The sequence below is a fragment of the Bradyrhizobium sp. AUGA SZCCT0431 genome (genome assembly GCF_018131065.1).
Classification (GTDB): Bacteria; Pseudomonadota; Alphaproteobacteria; order Rhizobiales; family Xanthobacteraceae; genus Bradyrhizobium.
The window spans coordinates 1-17,135 of record NZ_JAFCLR010000060.1 but is presented as its reverse complement, the minus strand read 5'-3'; the positions used below and the strand labels follow the sequence as shown (position 1 = coordinate 17,135).

Genomic DNA, 17,135 nt, shown 5'->3' with positions numbered 1-17,135 from the left:
ACGCGACGCCGCCAATGTTTCGGCTTACAATGTGGAGGCGCAAGGGCGATAACGGCGGGGACAGGACGGTTTCCGGGAACTGTTGCCGGAGTGCAACGCGCCGGCCGACCCAGGTTCGGGCCTGCTTCGCCGCGCAATTTGACTGAAATTGCTGATACCGGTGGACATCACCGCCGACCGCGACCATATCGCTGACACAAAGCGCGGATCGGCACAGGTTGCTGAACCGCCGGCAGGGAGGAAATAAGTATGAGTGACGGCAAGACCGGGCTGCAACTGCGTTCGCTTGTTAAGAAGAGCGGCGAACTCGAGGTATCGCTGGCCAGCGTCCCGACTCCAGACCCGGCCGAGGATGAAGTCGTGGTCCGCGTCGAAGCCACGCCGATCAATCCGTCCGACCTGTTTCTCCTGATCGGCCCCGCCGACATGTCGACCGCCAAGGTGTCGGGCACCAAGGAGCAGCCTGTCGTGACGGCGAAGATGCCGGAAGCCGTGATGCGGGTGATGGGGGCGCGGCTCGATCAATCGCTTCCGGTCGGCAATGAGGGCGCCGGCACCGTGATCCGAACCGGATCGTCGGATGCCGCCAAGGCGCTGATGGGCAAGACGGTCTCGATGATCGGCGGCGCGATGTACGCGCAGTACCGCACCATGAAGGTGAGGGACGTGATGGAGCTGCCCGCCGGCACCACGGCTGCCGACGGCGCGTCCTGGTTCGTCAATCCGCTGACAGCGCTCGGCATGACCGAGACCATGCGGCGCGAAAATCACAAGGCGCTGGTGCATACGGCAGCCGCATCGAACCTCGGCCAGATGCTCAACAAGGTCTGCATCAAGGACGGCATCGGCCTCGTCAACATCGTGCGCAGCAAGGAGCAGGCCGATATTCTGCACAAGATCGGCGCCAAATATGTCGTCGATTCCACCGCCGACAGCTTCATGGACGACCTCACCAACGCCCTGGTGGAAACCGGGGCCACGATCGCCTTCGATGCCATCGGCGGCGGCAAGTTGGCCGGCCAGATCCTGACCTGCATGGAGGCCGCGGCCAACAAGACCGCCAAGGAATACAGCCGCTACGGTTCGAACGTGTACAAGCAGGTCTATATCTACGGCGGCCTCGACCCCCGTCCGACCGAATTGAGCCGTTCATTCGGACTGACCTGGGGCGTCGGCGGCTGGCTGCTCACGCCGTTCCTGCAAAAGATCGGCCCGGCCGACATCGGCAAATTGCGCCAGCGCGTCGCCTCCGAACTCAAGACCACGTTTGCGAGCCACTACACCAAGGTGGTGTCGCTGCAGGAGACGCTCGATCTCGCCAACATCGACGTCTACAACAAGCGCGCCACCGGCGAGAAATTCCTGATCAATCCGAATAAGGGGTGAGGACGTCGGCCTGTCTTGCCATCGACGGGCCGGTTCGGCTCGATATGTGCTACGCTGCATCCGCCTAATGGCGGAGCCGCAATGAAGCGCAGGACGTTCATATCTCTTTTGGGCGGGGCTTCGCTGTGGCCACTGACCGCCCGCGCGCAACAGAGTAGTGCGCCAAGGAAGGTCGGCGTCCTGTTTCCGGGCCTGCTTGGCCCGGATCGGGAAAGGCTGATAACCGAAGGGCTCGTCAGGGAGTTGGGCGGAGAAAAAGTTGTACTGGTCGTCCGTTCCGCAGAGGGCAACGGCCAGCTGTTGGGCAAGTATGCCGCCGAACTGGTGATGGACGTAGACGTCATCCTTGCCGTCGCGTCCGACAGTCTTGTGGCTGCCCGACAAGCGTCGAAAACCATCCCAATCGTTGCGCTCGATCTGGAGTCCGATCCGGTCGCAAACGGCGCTGCCCAGAGTCTCAACCGACCGGGCGGGAATGTGACCGGCATTTTCTTTGATGCGCCTGAGATCGCCGGCAAGTGGATTCAGATCATCCGGGAAATGGTTCCCAAAACCAGGACGGTTGCACTGCTCTACGACACGCATCTCGACCAGACGCAGCTCAAGTCCGGCGAGGAGACAGCGCGCAAGCTTGGAATCGGGACGCTGCGACTAGGTGTCGACCAACCCAGCGAATTTCGCAGCGCTTTTCAGCGCGCGGTAGATGCCAAGGTCGATGCCGTGCTGGTTCATTCGTCGCCCATTTTCGTCGATCAGGCGGCGGCCATTGCCGGCCTCGGGCGCGAATTTCGGCTGCCGACGATTGGCTTGTTTCCGATTTATGCGAAGGTCGGCGGCCTGGTTTCCTATGGGCCGAACAATTTCGAGTTGTTCAAGCAGGCTGGCGGTGTCGCCGGCAAGATCCTCCGCGGCGCAAAGTCGGCGGAATTTCCGATCCAGCGGCCGACCCATGTTTCATTCCTGATCAACCTGAGTACCGCGAAATTGCTGCAGCTCACGGTTCCTGCATCGCTGTCAGCTTTGGCCGATGAAGTGATCGAGTGACACTTTTGGGCGATAGGCTCATTACGCGAACGCTGCGTTTCCAGAATTGCCCATTTCATGCACTTGCATCCTTGTGTCGATGTGGCGTAAGTGAGCGCCGGCGCTTCAGCTTCAAAGGGAATTCCAATGGCTCACACCATCGTCACCATCGTCGGTTCGCTCCGCAAGGAGAGCTTTTCTCTCAAGATCGCCAATGCCCTGGCCAAGCTCGCGCCGGCCTCGCTGAAGCTCGACGTCACCACGCTGGAAGGGATTTCCTTCTTCAACCAGGATCTGGAAGCCGCCCCGCCGGCCGATTGGCTCGCGTTCCGCGAAAAGCTGCAGAAGTCGAACGGCGTGCTGTTCGTGACACCGGAATATAACCGCTCAATCCCGGGCGTCCTGAAGAACGCCATCGACGTCGGCTCGCGCCCCTATGGCAAGAGCTCGTTCCTCGGCAAGCCCGTCGGCATCGTCAGCAACTCCCCGGGAGCGCTCGGCGGCGTCAGCGCGGCCAAGCATCTGCAGAACATGCTGCCGGGGATCTCCGGTCCGATTCTGGGCCAGCCCGAGATCTACCTGAATGGCGTCGGCGACGCCTTCGACGACAAGGGCGCGCTCACCAAGGAAGCACTGCAGAAGACGCTGCAACAGTATATCGATGTATTCGCGGCCTTTATCGAAAAGCAGAACCGGTAGTCGCACCCTCATCGTCATTGCCTGCGACAAACGCGAAGCGTTTGCGCAAGGGAGCGTAAGCGACGAAGCAATCCACCTGTCCGTTATGCCGCACTATGGATTGCTTCGCGGAGCCTGTCATCGGGCGCGCATTCGCGCGACCCGGTGGCTCGCAATGACGGCAGGAAACATCAAGCTTCTGACGGTCTTAGGATTCCATTAACCTGACCGTCGCATCTTGGCGTCATGGTCTCCCGCACCCGACTGAAATCGATACTGACCGGGCTCGCCCTCTACACGATGGCGGCGCTGATGGTCGGTTATTTCGGCGTCAACGCCTATACCGGCAAATACGGGCTCAACGCGCGGCAGGAGCTCGATCAGGAGATCATCGCGCTGACGTCCGAATTGGCGCGGCTGAAGCGGGAACGGGCCCAGGGCGAGCAGCGCGTTTCGCTGCTCCGCTCAGACCGGGTCGACCCCGACATGCTGGACGAGCGCGCACGCTTCCAGCTCGACTACGCCAACCCCCGCGACCTGATCAAGGTCCTCAAGCCGAACTAGCTTTCAGGCCACTTGCCACTTGCGCGCCCCGGACTGTTACGCCGGGATGACGGCCGACCGGATTCCGCAAATTTCAAAATCTCGCGATATCGATTACAAAAATGTCGCGCCGCGTTGCACTGCGGCATAGCAATATTTTCCCGAGCGCACGCAATCCTTTCACGGCGGTTTGAGTTGGGTTAGAGAGGCTGATCTTCTCTCTCATCCGGAATTGCCATGGCCGTACCCAAAAAAACCGTCACCAAGGAAGCAGGGCAGGAAAATGGGAAAGAGAAGGGTCAACAGAAGGGCTTCGGCGCCCCACCGGAATTCACCAAGGCGCAGGAACTGGCAGCCCTTCGGGACATGCTGCTGATCCGCCGCTTCGAGGAAAAGGCCGGCCAGCTTTACGGCATGGGCGCGATCGGCGGTTTCTGCCATCTCTATATCGGCCAGGAAGCCATCGTGGTCGGCATGCAGATGGCCCTGAAAAAGGGCGATCAGGTCATAACCGGATACCGCGACCACGGGCATATGCTGGCCTGCGGGATGGAAGCCAAGGGCGTGATGGCCGAATTGACCGGACGCCAGGGCGGCTATTCCAAGGGCAAGGGCGGCTCCATGCACATGTTCAGCAAGGAGCAGAATTTCTACGGCGGCCACGGCATCGTCGGCGCCCAGGTTTCGCTCGGGACGGGGCTCGCCTTCGCCAACCGCTACCGCGGCAATGATTTCGTCAGCCTCGCTTATTTCGGCGACGGCGCCTCCAACCAGGGGCAGGTCTATGAGAGCTTCAACATGGCGGAGCTCTGGAAGCTGCCGGTGATCTACATCATCGAGAACAACCGCTACGCCATGGGCACGTCGGTGACGCGCTCGTCCGCCCAGACCGATTTCTCCAAGCGCGGCATTTCCTTCAACATCCCCGGCGAGCAGGTCGATGGCATGGACGTGCGTGCGGTGAAGGCCGCCGGCGACAAGGCGGTGGCCCATTGCCGCGCCGGCAAGGGGCCGTTCATCCTGGAAATGCAGACCTATCGCTACCGCGGCCATTCGATGTCGGATCCGGCGAAGTACCGGACCCGCGAGGAGGTCGAAAAGGTCCGCCACGACCAGGATCCGATCGAGCAGGTGCGCAATCGCCTGCTGGCGGCCAAGGTGACCGAGCAGGAATTGAAGGCCATCGACGCCGAAGTGCGCGAGATCGTCAATGAGTCGGCGGATTTCGCCCAGCACGATCCCGAGCCAGATGCGGCTGAGTTGTGGACCGATGTTTATCGTTGATACGCGTCCAACGAAGTAGCTCAGAACAAAACTAAAGAGTGATCTCGGGAGCTGATATGCCCATTCAAGTATTGATGCCTGCGCTTTCGCCAACCATGGAGAAGGGCAACCTTGCCAAATGGCTGAAGAAGGAAGGCGAGACGATCAAGTCGGGCGATGTCATCGCCGAGATCGAAACCGACAAGGCGACGATGGAAGTCGAGGCGACCGATGAGGGCACGCTCGGCAAGATATTGATCCCGGAAGGCACCAACGACGTCGCGGTCAACACGCCGATCGCGACCATTTTGGCCGATGGCGAAAGCGCTGCCGATCTCGGCAAGGCCGCAGCACCAGCTCCCGCGCCCAGTGTCGCGAAGGAGGTCGAAGAATCCCGTTCGCCGGTCGGCGAAGGCAAGCCGATGATCTCGGCGCCAAAGGCGACCGCGGCACCCGCTGCCGTGGCCGAGCCCGATCCGGAAGTGCCTGAGGGCACCGAGATGATCTCCCAGACCATCCGCGAAGCGCTGCGCGACGCCATGGCCGAAGAGATGCGGCGCGACCCCGACGTGTTCATCATGGGCGAAGAGGTCGCCGAATATCAGGGCGCCTACAAGGTAACGCAGGGCCTGCTGCAGGAATTCGGCGCCAGGCGCGTGATCGATACGCCGATCACCGAGCATGGTTTTGCCGGCGTCGGCGTTGGCGCGGCGATGTCCGGCCTGAAGCCGATCGTCGAATTCATGACGTTCAATTTCGCGATGCAGGCGATCGACCAGATCATCAATTCGGCGGCCAAGACGCTGTACATGTCGGGCGGCCAGATGGGCTGTTCGATCGTGTTCCGTGGCCCCAACGGCGCCGCGTCCCGCGTCGCCGCCCAGCACAGCCAGGATTATTCGGCCTGGTACTCGCAGATTCCGGGGTTGAAGGTGGTCGCGCCGTACTCGGCCGCCGACTACAAGGGCCTGCTGAAAGCCGCGATCCGCGATCCCAATCCGGTGATCTTCCTCGAAAACGAGATGCTGTACGGCCACACCGGCGAAGTCCCGAAACTCGACGATTATGTGATCCCGATCGGCAAGGCGCGCATCGTCCGCTCCGGCGGCCATGTCACGATCATCTCCTGGTCGAACGGCATGAGCTACGCGCTCAAGGCCGCCGACGAGTTGGCAAAAGAAGGCATCGAGGCCGAGGTGATCGACCTGCGCACGCTGCGGCCGATGGACACAGACACCATCATCGCCTCGGTCAAGAAGACCGGCCGCGCGGTCACGGTGGAGGAGGGCTGGCAGCAGAGCGGCGTCGGCGCCGAGATCGCCGCCCGCATCATGGAGCACGCCTTCGACTATCTGGATGCGCCGGTGGCGCGGGTGTCGGGCAAGGACGTGCCGATGCCCTATGCGGCGAATTTGGAAAAGCTCGCATTGCCCAATGTGGCCGAGGTGGTCGCCGCCGCCAAAGCCGTTTCATACCGGTAAACTCCGATGGCCGGTCCGAAGGAGCAACCTTTACCGCCCGACGTCATCGGTCGTGACGACGCGATCGAAGTGCTGCGCGCCTTCGTGGTCGATGGCGGGCTCTCGATCGCGTTCCAGCGGGCGTTCGAGGAGCCGGATATGTGGGGCCTGCTGCTGGTCGACATCGCGCGCCATGCGGCGAGGGCCTATGCGCGTGAAAGCGGCCACACCGAGGACGAGGCGCTGGCGCGTATCGTCGAAATGTTCGAAGCCGAAATAAATCGGCCGACTGACGTGGGTAACACCACGCTGCGGTCGCAACAGGGTCACTGACAATGCCGATCAACATTTTGATGCCCGCGCTGTCGCCGACGATGGAAAAGGGCAACCTTGCCAAGTGGCTCAAGAAAGAGGGCGACAAGGTCAAGTCCGGCGACGTGATCGCTGAGATCGAGACCGACAAGGCGACGATGGAAGTCGAGGCCGTCGACGAGGGCACGATCGCCAGGATCCTGGTGCCTGAAGGCACGCAGGACGTTCCCGTCAATGACATCATCGCGGTCCTGGCCGGCGATGGCGAGGACGTGAAGGCGGCCGGAGCCGCGCCTGCGCCGGCTGCAAAAGCTGCACCTGCACCCGCCGCAACTCCTGCCGCAGCCGCACCGGCGCCTGCCGCGCCCGCGCCAAAGCCCGCAGCAACGGGGCCGACGCAGGCTGCCGCGCCGCAGGCGGCGGCTTCCGCCCCGCAAGCCAATGGCCATGCCCGCGTGTTTTCGTCGCCGCTTGCCCGGCGCCTTGCCAAAGAAGCCGGCATCGAACTCGGGCGCATCAACGGTTCGGGTCCGCACGGCCGCATCGTCGCGCGCGACGTCGAAGGAGCCAAATCCGGCAAGGGCCTCAAGGCGCCGACCGCGGCTCCCGCCGCTGGACCCTCGGTCGCGCCGTCGATGTCGGACAAGCAGATCCTCGCGCTGTTCGAGGAGGGCTCCTACGAAGTCGTGCCGCATGACGGCATGCGCCGCACCATTGCGCAGCGTCTCACCGCCTCGGTGCAGACGGTGCCGCATTTCTACCTGACGATGGACTGCGACATCGGCAAGCTTCTCGCCGCGCGTGAAGAGATCAACGCCGCAGCTCCCAAGGACAAAGACAAGAAGCCGCTCTACAAGCTCTCGGTCAACGACTTCGTCATCAAGGCGATGGCGATCGCGCTGCAGCGGATTCCGAACTGCAACGTCAGTTGGACCGAAAGCGGCATGCTCAAGCACAAGCATTCCGACATCGGCGTTGCCGTGGCGATGCCCGGCGGCCTGATCACGCCGATCATCCGCAAGGCCGAAACCAAATCGCTCTCGACCATCTCGGCCGAGATGAAGGATTTCGCCGCGCGCGCTCGCTCGCGCAAGCTGAAGCCCGACGAATACCAGGGCGGCACCACGGCCGTCTCCAACCTCGGCATGTACGGCATCAAGGATTTCACCGCCGTGATCAACCCGCCGCATGCCACCATCCTCGCGGTCGGCACCAGTGAGGAGCGCGCGGTGGTGCGGGCCGGCAAGATCGAAGCCGCCCACATCATGAGCGTGACGCTGTCCTGCGATCACCGCGCGGTCGACGGCGCGCTCGGCGCCGAACTGATCGGCGCCTTCAAGATGCTGATTGAAAACCCCGTCATGATGATGGTGTGACCCCCGTCATTGCGAGCGCAGCGAAGCAATCCATTTCACCACCGGAAACATGGATTGCTTCGTCGCAAGTGCTCCTCGCAATGACGGAAGCGAATAGTCCGGTTGAATGATGAGAATGAGCGCATGGCCGACACTTCCTTCGACGTCATCATCATCGGCTCCGGCCCCGGCGGTTACGTCACGGCGATCCGCGCCGCGCAGCTTGGCTTCAAGACCGCGATCGTCGAGAAATCATATCTTGGCGGCATCTGCCTGAACTGGGGCTGCATCCCGACCAAGGCGCTGTTACGCTCGGCGGAAATCTACCACTACATGCAGCACGCCAAGGATTACGGCCTGTCGGCGGAAAAAGTATCCTACGATCCGAAGGCCGTGGTGCAACGTTCGCGCGGGGTCTCAAAACGCCTCAATGACGGCGTCGGCTTCCTGATGAAGAAGAACAAGGTCCAGATCATCTGGGGCGACGCCTCGATCGACGCGCCCGGCAAGGTCACGGTGAAGAAGTCCGCGGTCGAGTCGCCGAAGGGCACCTTGGGTGAGGGCGCCTATCAGGCCAAGCACATCATCCTTGCAACCGGCGCGCGGCCGCGCGTGCTGCCGGGGCTGGAGCCCGACAAGAAACTGGTCTGGACCTATTTCGAGGCGATGGTGCCCGACAAGATGCCGAAGTCGCTGCTGGTGGTCGGCTCCGGCGCGATCGGCATGGAGTTCGCCTCGTTCTTTCGCACCATGGGCTCCGAGGTGACGGTTGTCGAAGTGCTGCCGCAGATCCTGCCGGTGGAAGATGCCGAGATATCGAAATTCGCCCACAAGGCGTTCGAGAAACTGGGCATCAAGCTCCTCACCAATACCAAAGTCACAAAACTCGACAAGAAGAGCGACAGCGTCATCGCCACCATCGACGACGGCAAGAAACCGCAGACGGTTGAGTTCGAGCGGGTGATTTCCGCCGTCGGCGTCGTCGGCAATATCGAAAACCTCGGGCTGGAAAAACTCGGCGTCAAGACCGATCGCGGCTGCGTGGTGATCGACGGCTATGGCAAGACCAACGTACCCGGCATCTACGCCATCGGCGACGTCGCAGGCCCCCCGATGCTGGCGCACAAGGCCGAGCATGAGGGCGTGGTCTGCATCGAGGCGATCAAGGGCATGCATCCGCACGCCATGGACAAGAACCTCATTCCCGGCTGCACCTATTGCCACCCGCAGGTCGCCTCCGTTGGCCTCACCGAAGCGAAGGCGAAAGAGGCCGGCCGCGAAATCCGCGTCGGGCGTTTCCCGTTCGTCGGCAACGGCAAGGCGATCGCGCTCGGCGAGGACCAGGGCCTGGTCAAGGTGATCTTCGACAAGAAAACCGGCCAGTTGCTCGGTGCCCACATGATCGGCGCCGAAGTCACCGAACTGATCCAGGGTTACGTCGTGGCGATGAATCTGGAGACGACGGAAGAGGAACTGATGCACACCATCTTCCCGCATCCGACGCTGTCTGAAATGATGAAGGAAGCGGTGCTGGACGCCTATGGCCGCGTGCTGAACATGTAGTGCCGGCGTCATTGCGAGCGAAGCGAAGCAATCCACCCATCCGCGCGCGGCGCTATGGATTGCTTCGTCGCTGACGCTCCTCGCAATGACGGACAACAGAACTATTCAAACAAGAAAGAAACGGCCCGTGAAAGACAACGACAACCTGACCATCGAACGTCCGACGTTCGTCACCCATCTCGAATGCGCGATGGAAGGCGATTATTATCCCGCCGACCAGATCCACAATCTCTCCAAGGCCAACAAGCCGCTGCTGGTGCGCTACGATCTCGCCGGCGTGAAGAAGGTGCTGACCAAGGACGCGCTGGCGCGGCGGCCGGGCGACATGTGGCGCTACCGCGAGATGCTCCCGGTGCGCAAGGTCAGCGATATCGTCAGCCTCGGCGAGGTCACGACGCCGCTGATCCGGCTGCCAAAGCTCGGCAAAAAACTCGGCGGCGGCGAGATCATCGTCAAGGACGAGGGCCGGCTGCCGACCGGATCGTTCAAGGCCCGCGGCCTCGTGATGGCGGTGTCGATGGGCAAGGCGCTCGGCATCAGGCACATGGCGATGCCGACCAACGGCAATGCGGGTGCGGCGCTCGCCGCCTACGCCACCTCCTGCGGCATCAAGACCACGATCTTCTGCCCGGCAGATACGCCGGAAGTGAATGTCAGCGAAATCGAGCTGCAGGGCGCCACGGTCTATCGGGTCAACGGCCTGATCGATGACTGCGGCAAGATCGTCGGCGAAGGCAAGGCCAAGGCGGGCTGGTTCGACACTTCGACCCTGAAGGAGCCGTACCGGATCGAAGGCAAGAAGACGATGGGGCTGGAGCTCGCCGAACAGCTCGGCTGGGACGTGCCCGACGTGATCTTCTATCCGACCGGCGGCGGCACCGGCCTGATCGGGATGTGGAAGGCGTTTGCCGAACTCGAGGCCATCGGCTTCATCGGTTCAAAACGTCCGCGGATGGTGGCGGTGCAGGCGTCGGGCTGTGCGCCGATGGTCCGCGCCTTCGAGAACGGCACCGAGCACGCGCCGCGCTGGGAGGACGCCCACACCATTGCATCGGGTATTCGCGTGCCGCAGGCGGTCGGAGATTTTCTGATCCTGCGCGCGGTCCGCGAGAGCAGAGGTTTCGCCATTGCGGTCGATGACGAGAAGATTTCTGCTGCATTGAACGAAGTCGCGCGCGAGGAAGGCTTTTTGTTGTGTCCGGAGGGCGCTGCGACCTATGCTGCCTACAAGCAAAGCCTTGCCGACGGCCGCGTCACGAAGAATGATCGCGTGATGCTGTTCAATTGTGCGACAGGGCTTAAGTATCCGTTGCCGCCGGTCACGCGCGCGCTCGATCGTCATCAGCCGATCGACTACGCGCAATTTTAGGCCGTGCGAAACTATAGATCGTCATTGCGAGCGAAGCGAAGCAATCCATAGCGCGGCATCAGAAGCATGGATTGCTTCGTCGCAAGTGCTCCTCGCAATGACGGTGGTGAAAACGTTTTTGAGGGGAGAGCGCGATGCGAAAACTCGTTCTGGCGGCGTTTGCGGTGTTGGCGTTCGGCGGCGCCGCGGTCGCGCAGAATTTTCCGTCACGTCCCATCACCATCATCGTGCCGTTCTCCGCCGGCGGCCCCTCCGACGTGATGGCGCGAATCCTGGCCGAGCGCATGAAGGCGACGCTGGGCGAGGTCGTCCAGATCGAGAATGTCACCGGCGCCGCCGGATCGATCGGCGTCGGCCGCGCGGTACGGTCAGCCCCTGACGGCTACACCATCAGCTTCGGCCATCTCGGCACCCATGTGGCCAACGGCGCGATCTACAAGCTCGGCTACGACCTCGTCACCGATCTTGAACCGGTCGTGCTGCTGCCGAGCAACACCATGATCGTCGTCAGCAAGAATGCGGTGCCGGCGAAATCGCTGAGCGAATTGCTGGCGTGGCTCAAGGCGAGGCCCGAGCCGGCGGCGACCGGTACCGCCGGCGCCGGATCCGGCAGTCACATCGCCGGGCTCTATTTCGAGAACGTCACCGGCATCAAGCTGCAATATGTGCCGTATCGCGGCACCGGGCCGGCGATGAACGATCTCGTCGCCGGACAGATCGATATGATCGTCGATCAGCTCTCCAATTCGATCAACCAGGTGCGCGCCGGAAACATCCGCGGCTACGCCGTCACCGATACCAAGCGTTCGGAATCCGCCTCCGACATCCCGACCGCCGAAGAGGCGGGCTTGGGCGGATTTCACATGACGCTGTGGTCGGGCTTGTGGGTACCGAAGGGTACGCCGAAGGAAATCGTCACCAGGTTGAATGCCGCCGCCGTCGAGGCGTTGAACGATCCAGCGGTGCGCAAGCAGCTCGAAAACCTCGGCCTGCAAATGACGCCGAAGGACAAGCTGACGCCTGAAGCGCTCGGTGAGTGGCAGAAGGCGGAAATCGCAAAATGGTGGCCGATGATCAAGGCCGCGAATGTGAAGGTGGATTGAGGCTCACTGTCGTCCCGGCCTTGAGCCGGGACCCATACGCCGCGGCCTATCGGTGGAGACACCGGCGTTAGACACCTTCCGCAAAATAACCGCCGCGGCGTATGGGTCCCCCGATGCGCAATTGCGCATCTGAGATCGCGCTTCGCTTGTCCGGGACGACGGTGAGAATTATTGCGCCGCGCTTGCCGCTGCCGCCGGAAGCGGTGCCGCATTGGTCTCCTGCGTCGCAACGCGCTCGCCGCTCTTCGCCGCCATCGCCGTGCCGCTGTCGAAGCGGACGCGGTAGACCGCCAGATTCTCGATCACGCGCTGGACATAGTTTCGCGTCTCGGAGAACGGGATGCGCTCGACCCAGTCGACCGGATCGACCTTGGGATCGCGCGGATCGCCATACGCCTTGATCCAGTCCCGCACCCGGCCGCGGCCGGCGTTGTAGCCGGCGAAGGTCATGATGTGGGAGCCCTTGTATTCGCTGAGCAGCGCGCTGAGTTCGCCGGCGCCCATTTGCGTGTTGTAGACGGGATCGGAAACCATCCGGTCCCAATCATATTTGACGCCAAAGCGCTTGGCGGTATCGCGTCCGGCCTCCGGGGTGATCTGCATCAGCCCGACCGCATTGGCGTGAGACTTGTCGCGCTGGTCGAACGCGCTCTCGGTGCGCGCCACCGAATAGATCATGCTGTGCTCGATTTCGGGCGCGATCTGCTTGTGCGGTGGAATTCCGATGGTCGGGAACGCGTAATGGTCGAGCGCCAGCCCGCGGCCGAGCGAGGGTTTTCCGATCTGCAGCATCGCGCGGGCATCGTTGCGGCGGCCGGTGAGTTCGCCGAGCGCTTCGAGCAGGGTGACGTCGGAGCTCTGTTCGCCGAGATCGGTGACGAAATACAGCACGACGTCGCGCTCGCCGATTTCGTACAGCATGTCGGCGGCGCGAACGCGTTCGTCAACGCTCGAAGCGTCGGCCGACGCGAGAGCCGGTGAGGGCGGGCGCAATTCGATCCTGTCGCGGCCAAGTTTTGCGTGCGCGAGCTGGCCGTAATAGGCGGTCGGGTAGCGTGCGGCTGCTTCATAGCTTGCGCGCATCATGTCGTTGTTGCCAAGGGTTTCGGCGGCCCGCCCGCGCCAGTAATTCGCCCGCGACAGCACGGTGGGATTGGCCTGGCCTTCGTCGATGCGGGCGAAATGCTCGCGCGCGCTAATGGGTTCATCGAGATAGCGCAGGGCGATCCAGCCGCACATGAAATGGTAGTCGGAGCGGTAGTACTCGTTGGCAGGCGCTGCGGCCGGCTGGATGACCTGGTAGGCGGTCAGGAATTTGCCTTCATCGAGCAGCTTGCGGGCGAGCGAGCGCCGCTCGCGCCACCATTGATCGGTGTCCTGCAGCGCCATCGTCTCGGGCCGCGCCGCCAGCATCAGGCGGGCCGCGTCATCGATGCGCTTCTCGGCGAGCATCCACTGGATCCGGCACAGCGTGTAGCCAAGATCGGCGCGCGCCTCGGCCGGGACGTCGTCGAGCGCATCCTTGGCCTTGTTCGATTTGCCCCTGACCGCGGCACAGGCCTTTACGATCGCCAGGTCGTCGTCGCCGAGGAGTTTTGCGGCGCGCTTCGCGCCTGCGAGATCCTTGGCGCCGATGCGTTTGTCCATGCGCGCGCGGTGGTCGTCGCGGGTGAGGAGGTCGCGGAACAGCTCCAGCACGTCGGGTTCGACGCGTTCCGACAATTCGTCCGAGCGCCACGCGTCGCGCGCCAGCCGGCCCGCGCCGTCGCGATCGCCTTCACTGAGCTTGACGCGCGCGAGCGCGAGTTTGCCCCTGGCGCTGATCGGCGCCTCCCCGGTGAAGCCGCGCACCTTGGTGCCATCGGCGCGCTCCTGCCACAGCCGCGCTTCGGCCCGCCGGCGCAGCTGCGCCGCGCTCGGCCATTCCGGATTGGCGGCGATGAAGGCGGCATAGCGGCTGAAATTCGCCGTGGTCTCGGAGTGGCGCAGGATGAACCATTCGACGAGCTTTTGGGCGGCCGGATCGGCGATCCTGTTGCGCGTCGCGGTCGCCTCGTCGGTCTTCGCCTTGCGCGCGAGATTGATCGCTTCCTTCACCAGTGCGAGATCGCCGGTCAGTGCTGGAGCGGCCTCCTTGACAGTTTCCTTGACAGTTTCCCTGGGAGCAGGGGCGTCCTTTGCTCGCTTTGATTTCCTCTTCGCATCGGTATGTTTGGCGTTCTTCGCAAGTTTCGCGTGGCGGCGTTTTTCGACCGCAGCGTTGCGTTGCGGACCAGCATCCTTTTTCGCATCGTGCGGCTTCTTCGCATCGTGCGTTTTCTTGGCGGGTTGCTGTTTGGGATTGGTCCGCGCCGTCGCCTCGGGTGCGAACAAGGCGAGCGCGGTTGCGGCGAGAAGACAGGACAGTGAACGCAAGCAACGGTTCATTCCATGGTGCTCCCCTGCGAGTCACAAACCAAGAATTCGCACGTCACGTGCGGCCCGAGCCGTCCGAGAGGTAGCATGAGATCGATTAATCAATTGTCGCATCGGCGCAACAGCGCGCGACAAACCGCGAGGGGGAACGGAACCAGAAGGTCGATGGAACCCAGCAGGGCGGCTGACCTATTTTGGCGTCTGCAGTTCGTGGGAGGAGGCCCATTCGTCCGCTTGGGACGGGGCCTTCAGGTCGTCGGGCCGCTTCAAGGCCGCGAGGCGGAACAGGCCAACGACCACGATTGCCGCGAGGACAATGGCGGCGGCGGAGTACGCCAGTAGCGAGGTCCACATGGCAGCACCAGTCTTGCTGCCCCACGAATCAATCGCAGGGGGCGGGCGGTGTTCCCAGAACCAGAACAAGCCGCCGTGATGGACCTGTTGGAACCAACATTTCCCAATGAACTTGATTCAATCCATCGGGCGATTACCGCTGATTGCGTCCGATGCGGAATGGCGGCCCCAGCCATTAGCCCCCCTCCTACTGGGGCCGTTTCCTTGGCTACCGGTTCTCGCTCCCCCAAAAACAGAAGGTGCGGCCGCCCCGGAACGAATGACAATTATGTCGGTTAGCGGACTCTCGGGGTAAGTTCAGATGAGCAAGCAAAGCGAAGATCTCAGAGAGCAAGCCCGACGAGCAAGCCGCCTCGCGCTGACGATCAGCGACCTCGAGGCCTCCGTGAAATTGAAAGACTTGTCCAAACAGTACGACGCCGACGCCGAGAGGCTGGAGAAGATCGACAGCCCCGCGTCCGGCACGACGCGTGGTGACCTTCAAGGATGAGAGTATCTCCGGTTCAGGGGCGTCCCATGTACCCTTGGCGGTTTGGCGAATTCGACAATGTGATGGATGACGCGCTCAATATCGCGATGGACTATCTCATTCGCACTGAGCAGGCCGTCGAATTCCGGGAGACGCAGACGGTGGCCGCAAATGCCATCGCGGACGCCTGGCGCGCAGGTGTGCGCAGTCGCATGCGGCTTACCAACGTGGCGATAAGGGCGGTCGAACAACACCGCGACCGATTGAGAAGCGGTTAGCGTGCGCTATCGCGGCCGATCGGGTGGCCAGGCGAGGGCCTGGTGAACAAAAGTGGCTTTCCGGGATTGGATAATCCCAGAGGCCACCATGATGAATTTTATTGCTCTTGTTGTGGAAGACGACCCGTTGCAGCGGGCGTTTTTGGCTGACCTGCTGAAAGAGCAAGGCCTCGAAGTGGTCGAGTGCGCGAGCGCGGAGGCTGCCGAACTCGTGCTGGTTGCGACCGGTACTGAGCTGCGGGCCCTGGTGACGGACGTGAATCTCGCGGGCGATATGTCCGGCGTCGAAACTGGCGCAGTACCAAACGCAAGTTCCCCCTTTTGAACGTGGTGATGGTGTCCGGACGCGGCCCACCTTACATTCCGCAGGATACGCGTTTCCTGATGAAACCCTATCTGCCAGATGAGTTACTCGCCGCCGTCCTGAACTAGATCGGCTCGCGCCGCCTTGAGGGACGGCCTCTCAGATATTTGAGACCCTCAACGGCCAGCGTGCGTTCATCGAAGCGCTTGCCTTCGAGAAATTTGGCGACTTCGTCCCTGGCCTGCCGTTCCTGCTCCGAAGTGAGATTGACCATCATTCCGTAGGTCTTCATCACACGGTCAATCGCCGTTTGCATGGCAGTCTCCTTACGCCCCCAGAAAGGGAACCTCCGATTGGAACGAAAGTTCCCCATCGGAATTACCGGGTGCAACAGGAGTCAGAAGATGGATCGGGTGACGCGGTGTTTGCGCTGCGGAAAAAGATTGGTCCGCACCTCCGGCTTGAGCGGCAGGGCCGAACTGAAATGCGTGTTCTGCGATAAACTTGCTCCGCCGAGGATGGAGGCGGCCCAATGGGCCGACGGCCCACTCGCCACGGGAATCGCGGGCGATCGCCTTTCGGGCGAGACCGAACTTCACAAATTGTGATCAGATGTCGCATGCCCGATGTTCCGGCCTACGCTGAACATTCGAAAGTTCATCACCACGCGTGGCGCACGACACCTTTGCCGGCATAGGGAGCAGGTGACGTCGGAGAACTCACCGTTGAATGCCGCTCATGGCGCTGTGCCATATCGCGCTGACGGCAGGTAATGTGCGACAAATCAACCCGACGGCCGCCGCGCCCGGCGTAGCCTTGGCGAAGCCGGGGCAAATCACTTCTGTTTTTCGGAAGTCGTGTCAAGCCCCCAAAATAAAAAATATTTCGCTTTTCCCGAAGGCCAAATCAGTGGCACATAATAGCCATCCCGTCCCACTCAGAGGGCGTCGGCCGTCGTCACGGACGTTGGACGGGTTGCGGTGGACGCTGAAGTGCTGGCGACGAACGGCACTGACGCGTACGGCGAAGTCGTGTGGTCCTGGCGCCCCGTTGCTGGCGTCACGTTCTTGAGAAGCCAAAAGCTGATCAGGGGCAATGGTGGCAAGAAAGCCCGTTCACCAGGGAGAGCTCGATATAAGCCGTAAAGCCACTGCGCAGGGAAGGCCGGGTGTTCTCCGCTGGACCTGTATGCTCGTGTGCACTTTGTTTTGTGCAAACCGCACGCGAGACCGCGGGTGCAGCGCGCACCCGGTCTTCCCT

General features: G+C 62.3%; 17 protein-coding genes. 14 read left to right on the top strand and 3 right to left on the bottom strand.

The genetic code is table 11. The features are described from left to right. Positions 1-249 precede the first annotated feature (249 nt). The 11 genes from JQ567_RS35455 to JQ567_RS35405 all read left to right on the top strand — a co-directional run bounded on the left by JQ567_RS35455 (position 250) and on the right by JQ567_RS35405 (position 12,055). Entirely contained in the window at positions 250-1,386 is a 1,137-nt protein-coding gene (locus JQ567_RS35455) for a zinc-binding dehydrogenase (protein ID WP_212443112.1), read from the top strand. Between the two features lie 81 nt (positions 1,387-1,467). Further along, positions 1,468-2,430: an ABC transporter substrate-binding protein gene (locus JQ567_RS35450; RefSeq protein WP_212443111.1), complete on the top strand. Its 963-nt coding sequence runs from the start codon at positions 1,468-1,470 to the stop codon at positions 2,428-2,430. Positions 2,431-2,556: 126 nt separating this feature from the next. Beyond that, positions 2,557-3,108, top strand: coding sequence for an NADPH-dependent FMN reductase (locus JQ567_RS35445; RefSeq protein ID WP_212443110.1), 552 nt, complete (start codon positions 2,557-2,559; stop codon positions 3,106-3,108). Positions 3,109-3,333: 225 nt separating this feature from the next. Continuing rightward, positions 3,334-3,651, top strand: a complete 318-nt coding sequence (locus tag JQ567_RS35440; protein WP_192739542.1) for a septum formation initiator family protein — start codon at positions 3,334-3,336, stop codon at positions 3,649-3,651. A gap of 216 nt (positions 3,652-3,867) precedes the next feature. After that, entirely contained in the window at positions 3,868-4,914 is a 1,047-nt protein-coding gene (gene pdhA / locus JQ567_RS35435; protein ID WP_212443109.1) for a pyruvate dehydrogenase (acetyl-transferring) E1 component subunit alpha, read from the top strand. Positions 4,915-4,970: 56 nt separating this feature from the next. Further along, positions 4,971-6,374, top strand: a complete 1,404-nt coding sequence (locus JQ567_RS35430) for a pyruvate dehydrogenase complex E1 component subunit beta (RefSeq protein ID WP_212443108.1) — start codon at positions 4,971-4,973, stop codon at positions 6,372-6,374. A 6-nt stretch (positions 6,375-6,380) separates the two neighbouring features. Beyond that, entirely contained in the window at positions 6,381-6,686 is a 306-nt protein-coding gene (locus JQ567_RS35425) for a DUF5076 domain-containing protein (protein ID WP_192739539.1), read from the top strand. Between the two features lie 2 nt (positions 6,687-6,688). Further along, positions 6,689-8,041, top strand: coding sequence for a pyruvate dehydrogenase complex dihydrolipoamide acetyltransferase (locus tag JQ567_RS35420; RefSeq protein ID WP_212443107.1), 1,353 nt, complete (start codon positions 6,689-6,691; stop codon positions 8,039-8,041). A 123-nt stretch (positions 8,042-8,164) separates the two neighbouring features. After that, the gene (gene lpdA / locus JQ567_RS35415) at positions 8,165-9,583 is read left to right on the top strand and encodes a dihydrolipoyl dehydrogenase (RefSeq protein ID WP_212443106.1); all 1,419 of its coding nucleotides are present in this window, start codon (positions 8,165-8,167) and stop codon (positions 9,581-9,583) included. A gap of 127 nt (positions 9,584-9,710) precedes the next feature. After that, positions 9,711-10,952: a threonine synthase gene (locus JQ567_RS35410; protein WP_212443105.1), complete on the top strand. Its 1,242-nt coding sequence runs from the start codon at positions 9,711-9,713 to the stop codon at positions 10,950-10,952. A 134-nt stretch (positions 10,953-11,086) separates the two neighbouring features. After that, the gene (locus tag JQ567_RS35405) at positions 11,087-12,055 is read left to right on the top strand and encodes a tripartite tricarboxylate transporter substrate binding protein BugD (protein ID WP_212443104.1); all 969 of its coding nucleotides are present in this window, start codon (positions 11,087-11,089) and stop codon (positions 12,053-12,055) included. A gap of 168 nt (positions 12,056-12,223) precedes the next feature. Here the strand turns inward: JQ567_RS35405 and JQ567_RS35400 are convergent, their stop codons facing one another. Then, a complete protein-coding gene (locus JQ567_RS35400) occupies positions 12,224-14,482 on the bottom strand; it encodes a lytic transglycosylase domain-containing protein (protein ID WP_212443103.1) in 2,259 nt (752 codons plus the stop codon). 177 nt (positions 14,483-14,659) lie between these two features. Continuing rightward, positions 14,660-14,824: a hypothetical protein gene (locus JQ567_RS35395; protein ID WP_212443102.1), complete on the bottom strand. Its 165-nt coding sequence runs from the start codon at positions 14,822-14,824 to the stop codon at positions 14,660-14,662. 301 nt (positions 14,825-15,125) lie between these two features. Here JQ567_RS35395 and JQ567_RS35390 point away from each other — a divergent pair, with 301 nt between their 5' ends. From JQ567_RS35390 to JQ567_RS35380, 3 genes are all read left to right on the top strand, one after another. Next, the gene (locus JQ567_RS35390) at positions 15,126-15,314 is read left to right on the top strand and encodes a hypothetical protein (RefSeq protein WP_212443101.1); all 189 of its coding nucleotides are present in this window, start codon (positions 15,126-15,128) and stop codon (positions 15,312-15,314) included. A gap of 62 nt (positions 15,315-15,376) precedes the next feature. Beyond that, positions 15,377-15,571 (top strand): hypothetical protein, encoded by a 195-nt coding sequence (locus tag JQ567_RS35385; RefSeq protein WP_212443100.1) that lies wholly within the window; start codon positions 15,377-15,379, stop codon positions 15,569-15,571. Positions 15,572-15,659: 88 nt separating this feature from the next. Beyond that, complete coding sequence (locus JQ567_RS35380; protein ID WP_249165941.1) at positions 15,660-15,896, top strand: response regulator; 237 nt, start codon at positions 15,660-15,662, stop codon at positions 15,894-15,896. 103 nt (positions 15,897-15,999) lie between these two features. Here the strand turns inward: JQ567_RS35380 and JQ567_RS35375 are convergent, their stop codons facing one another. Next, a complete protein-coding gene (locus JQ567_RS35375; RefSeq protein ID WP_212443099.1) occupies positions 16,000-16,191 on the bottom strand; it encodes a hypothetical protein in 192 nt (63 codons plus the stop codon). Positions 16,192-17,135 lie beyond the last annotated feature (944 nt).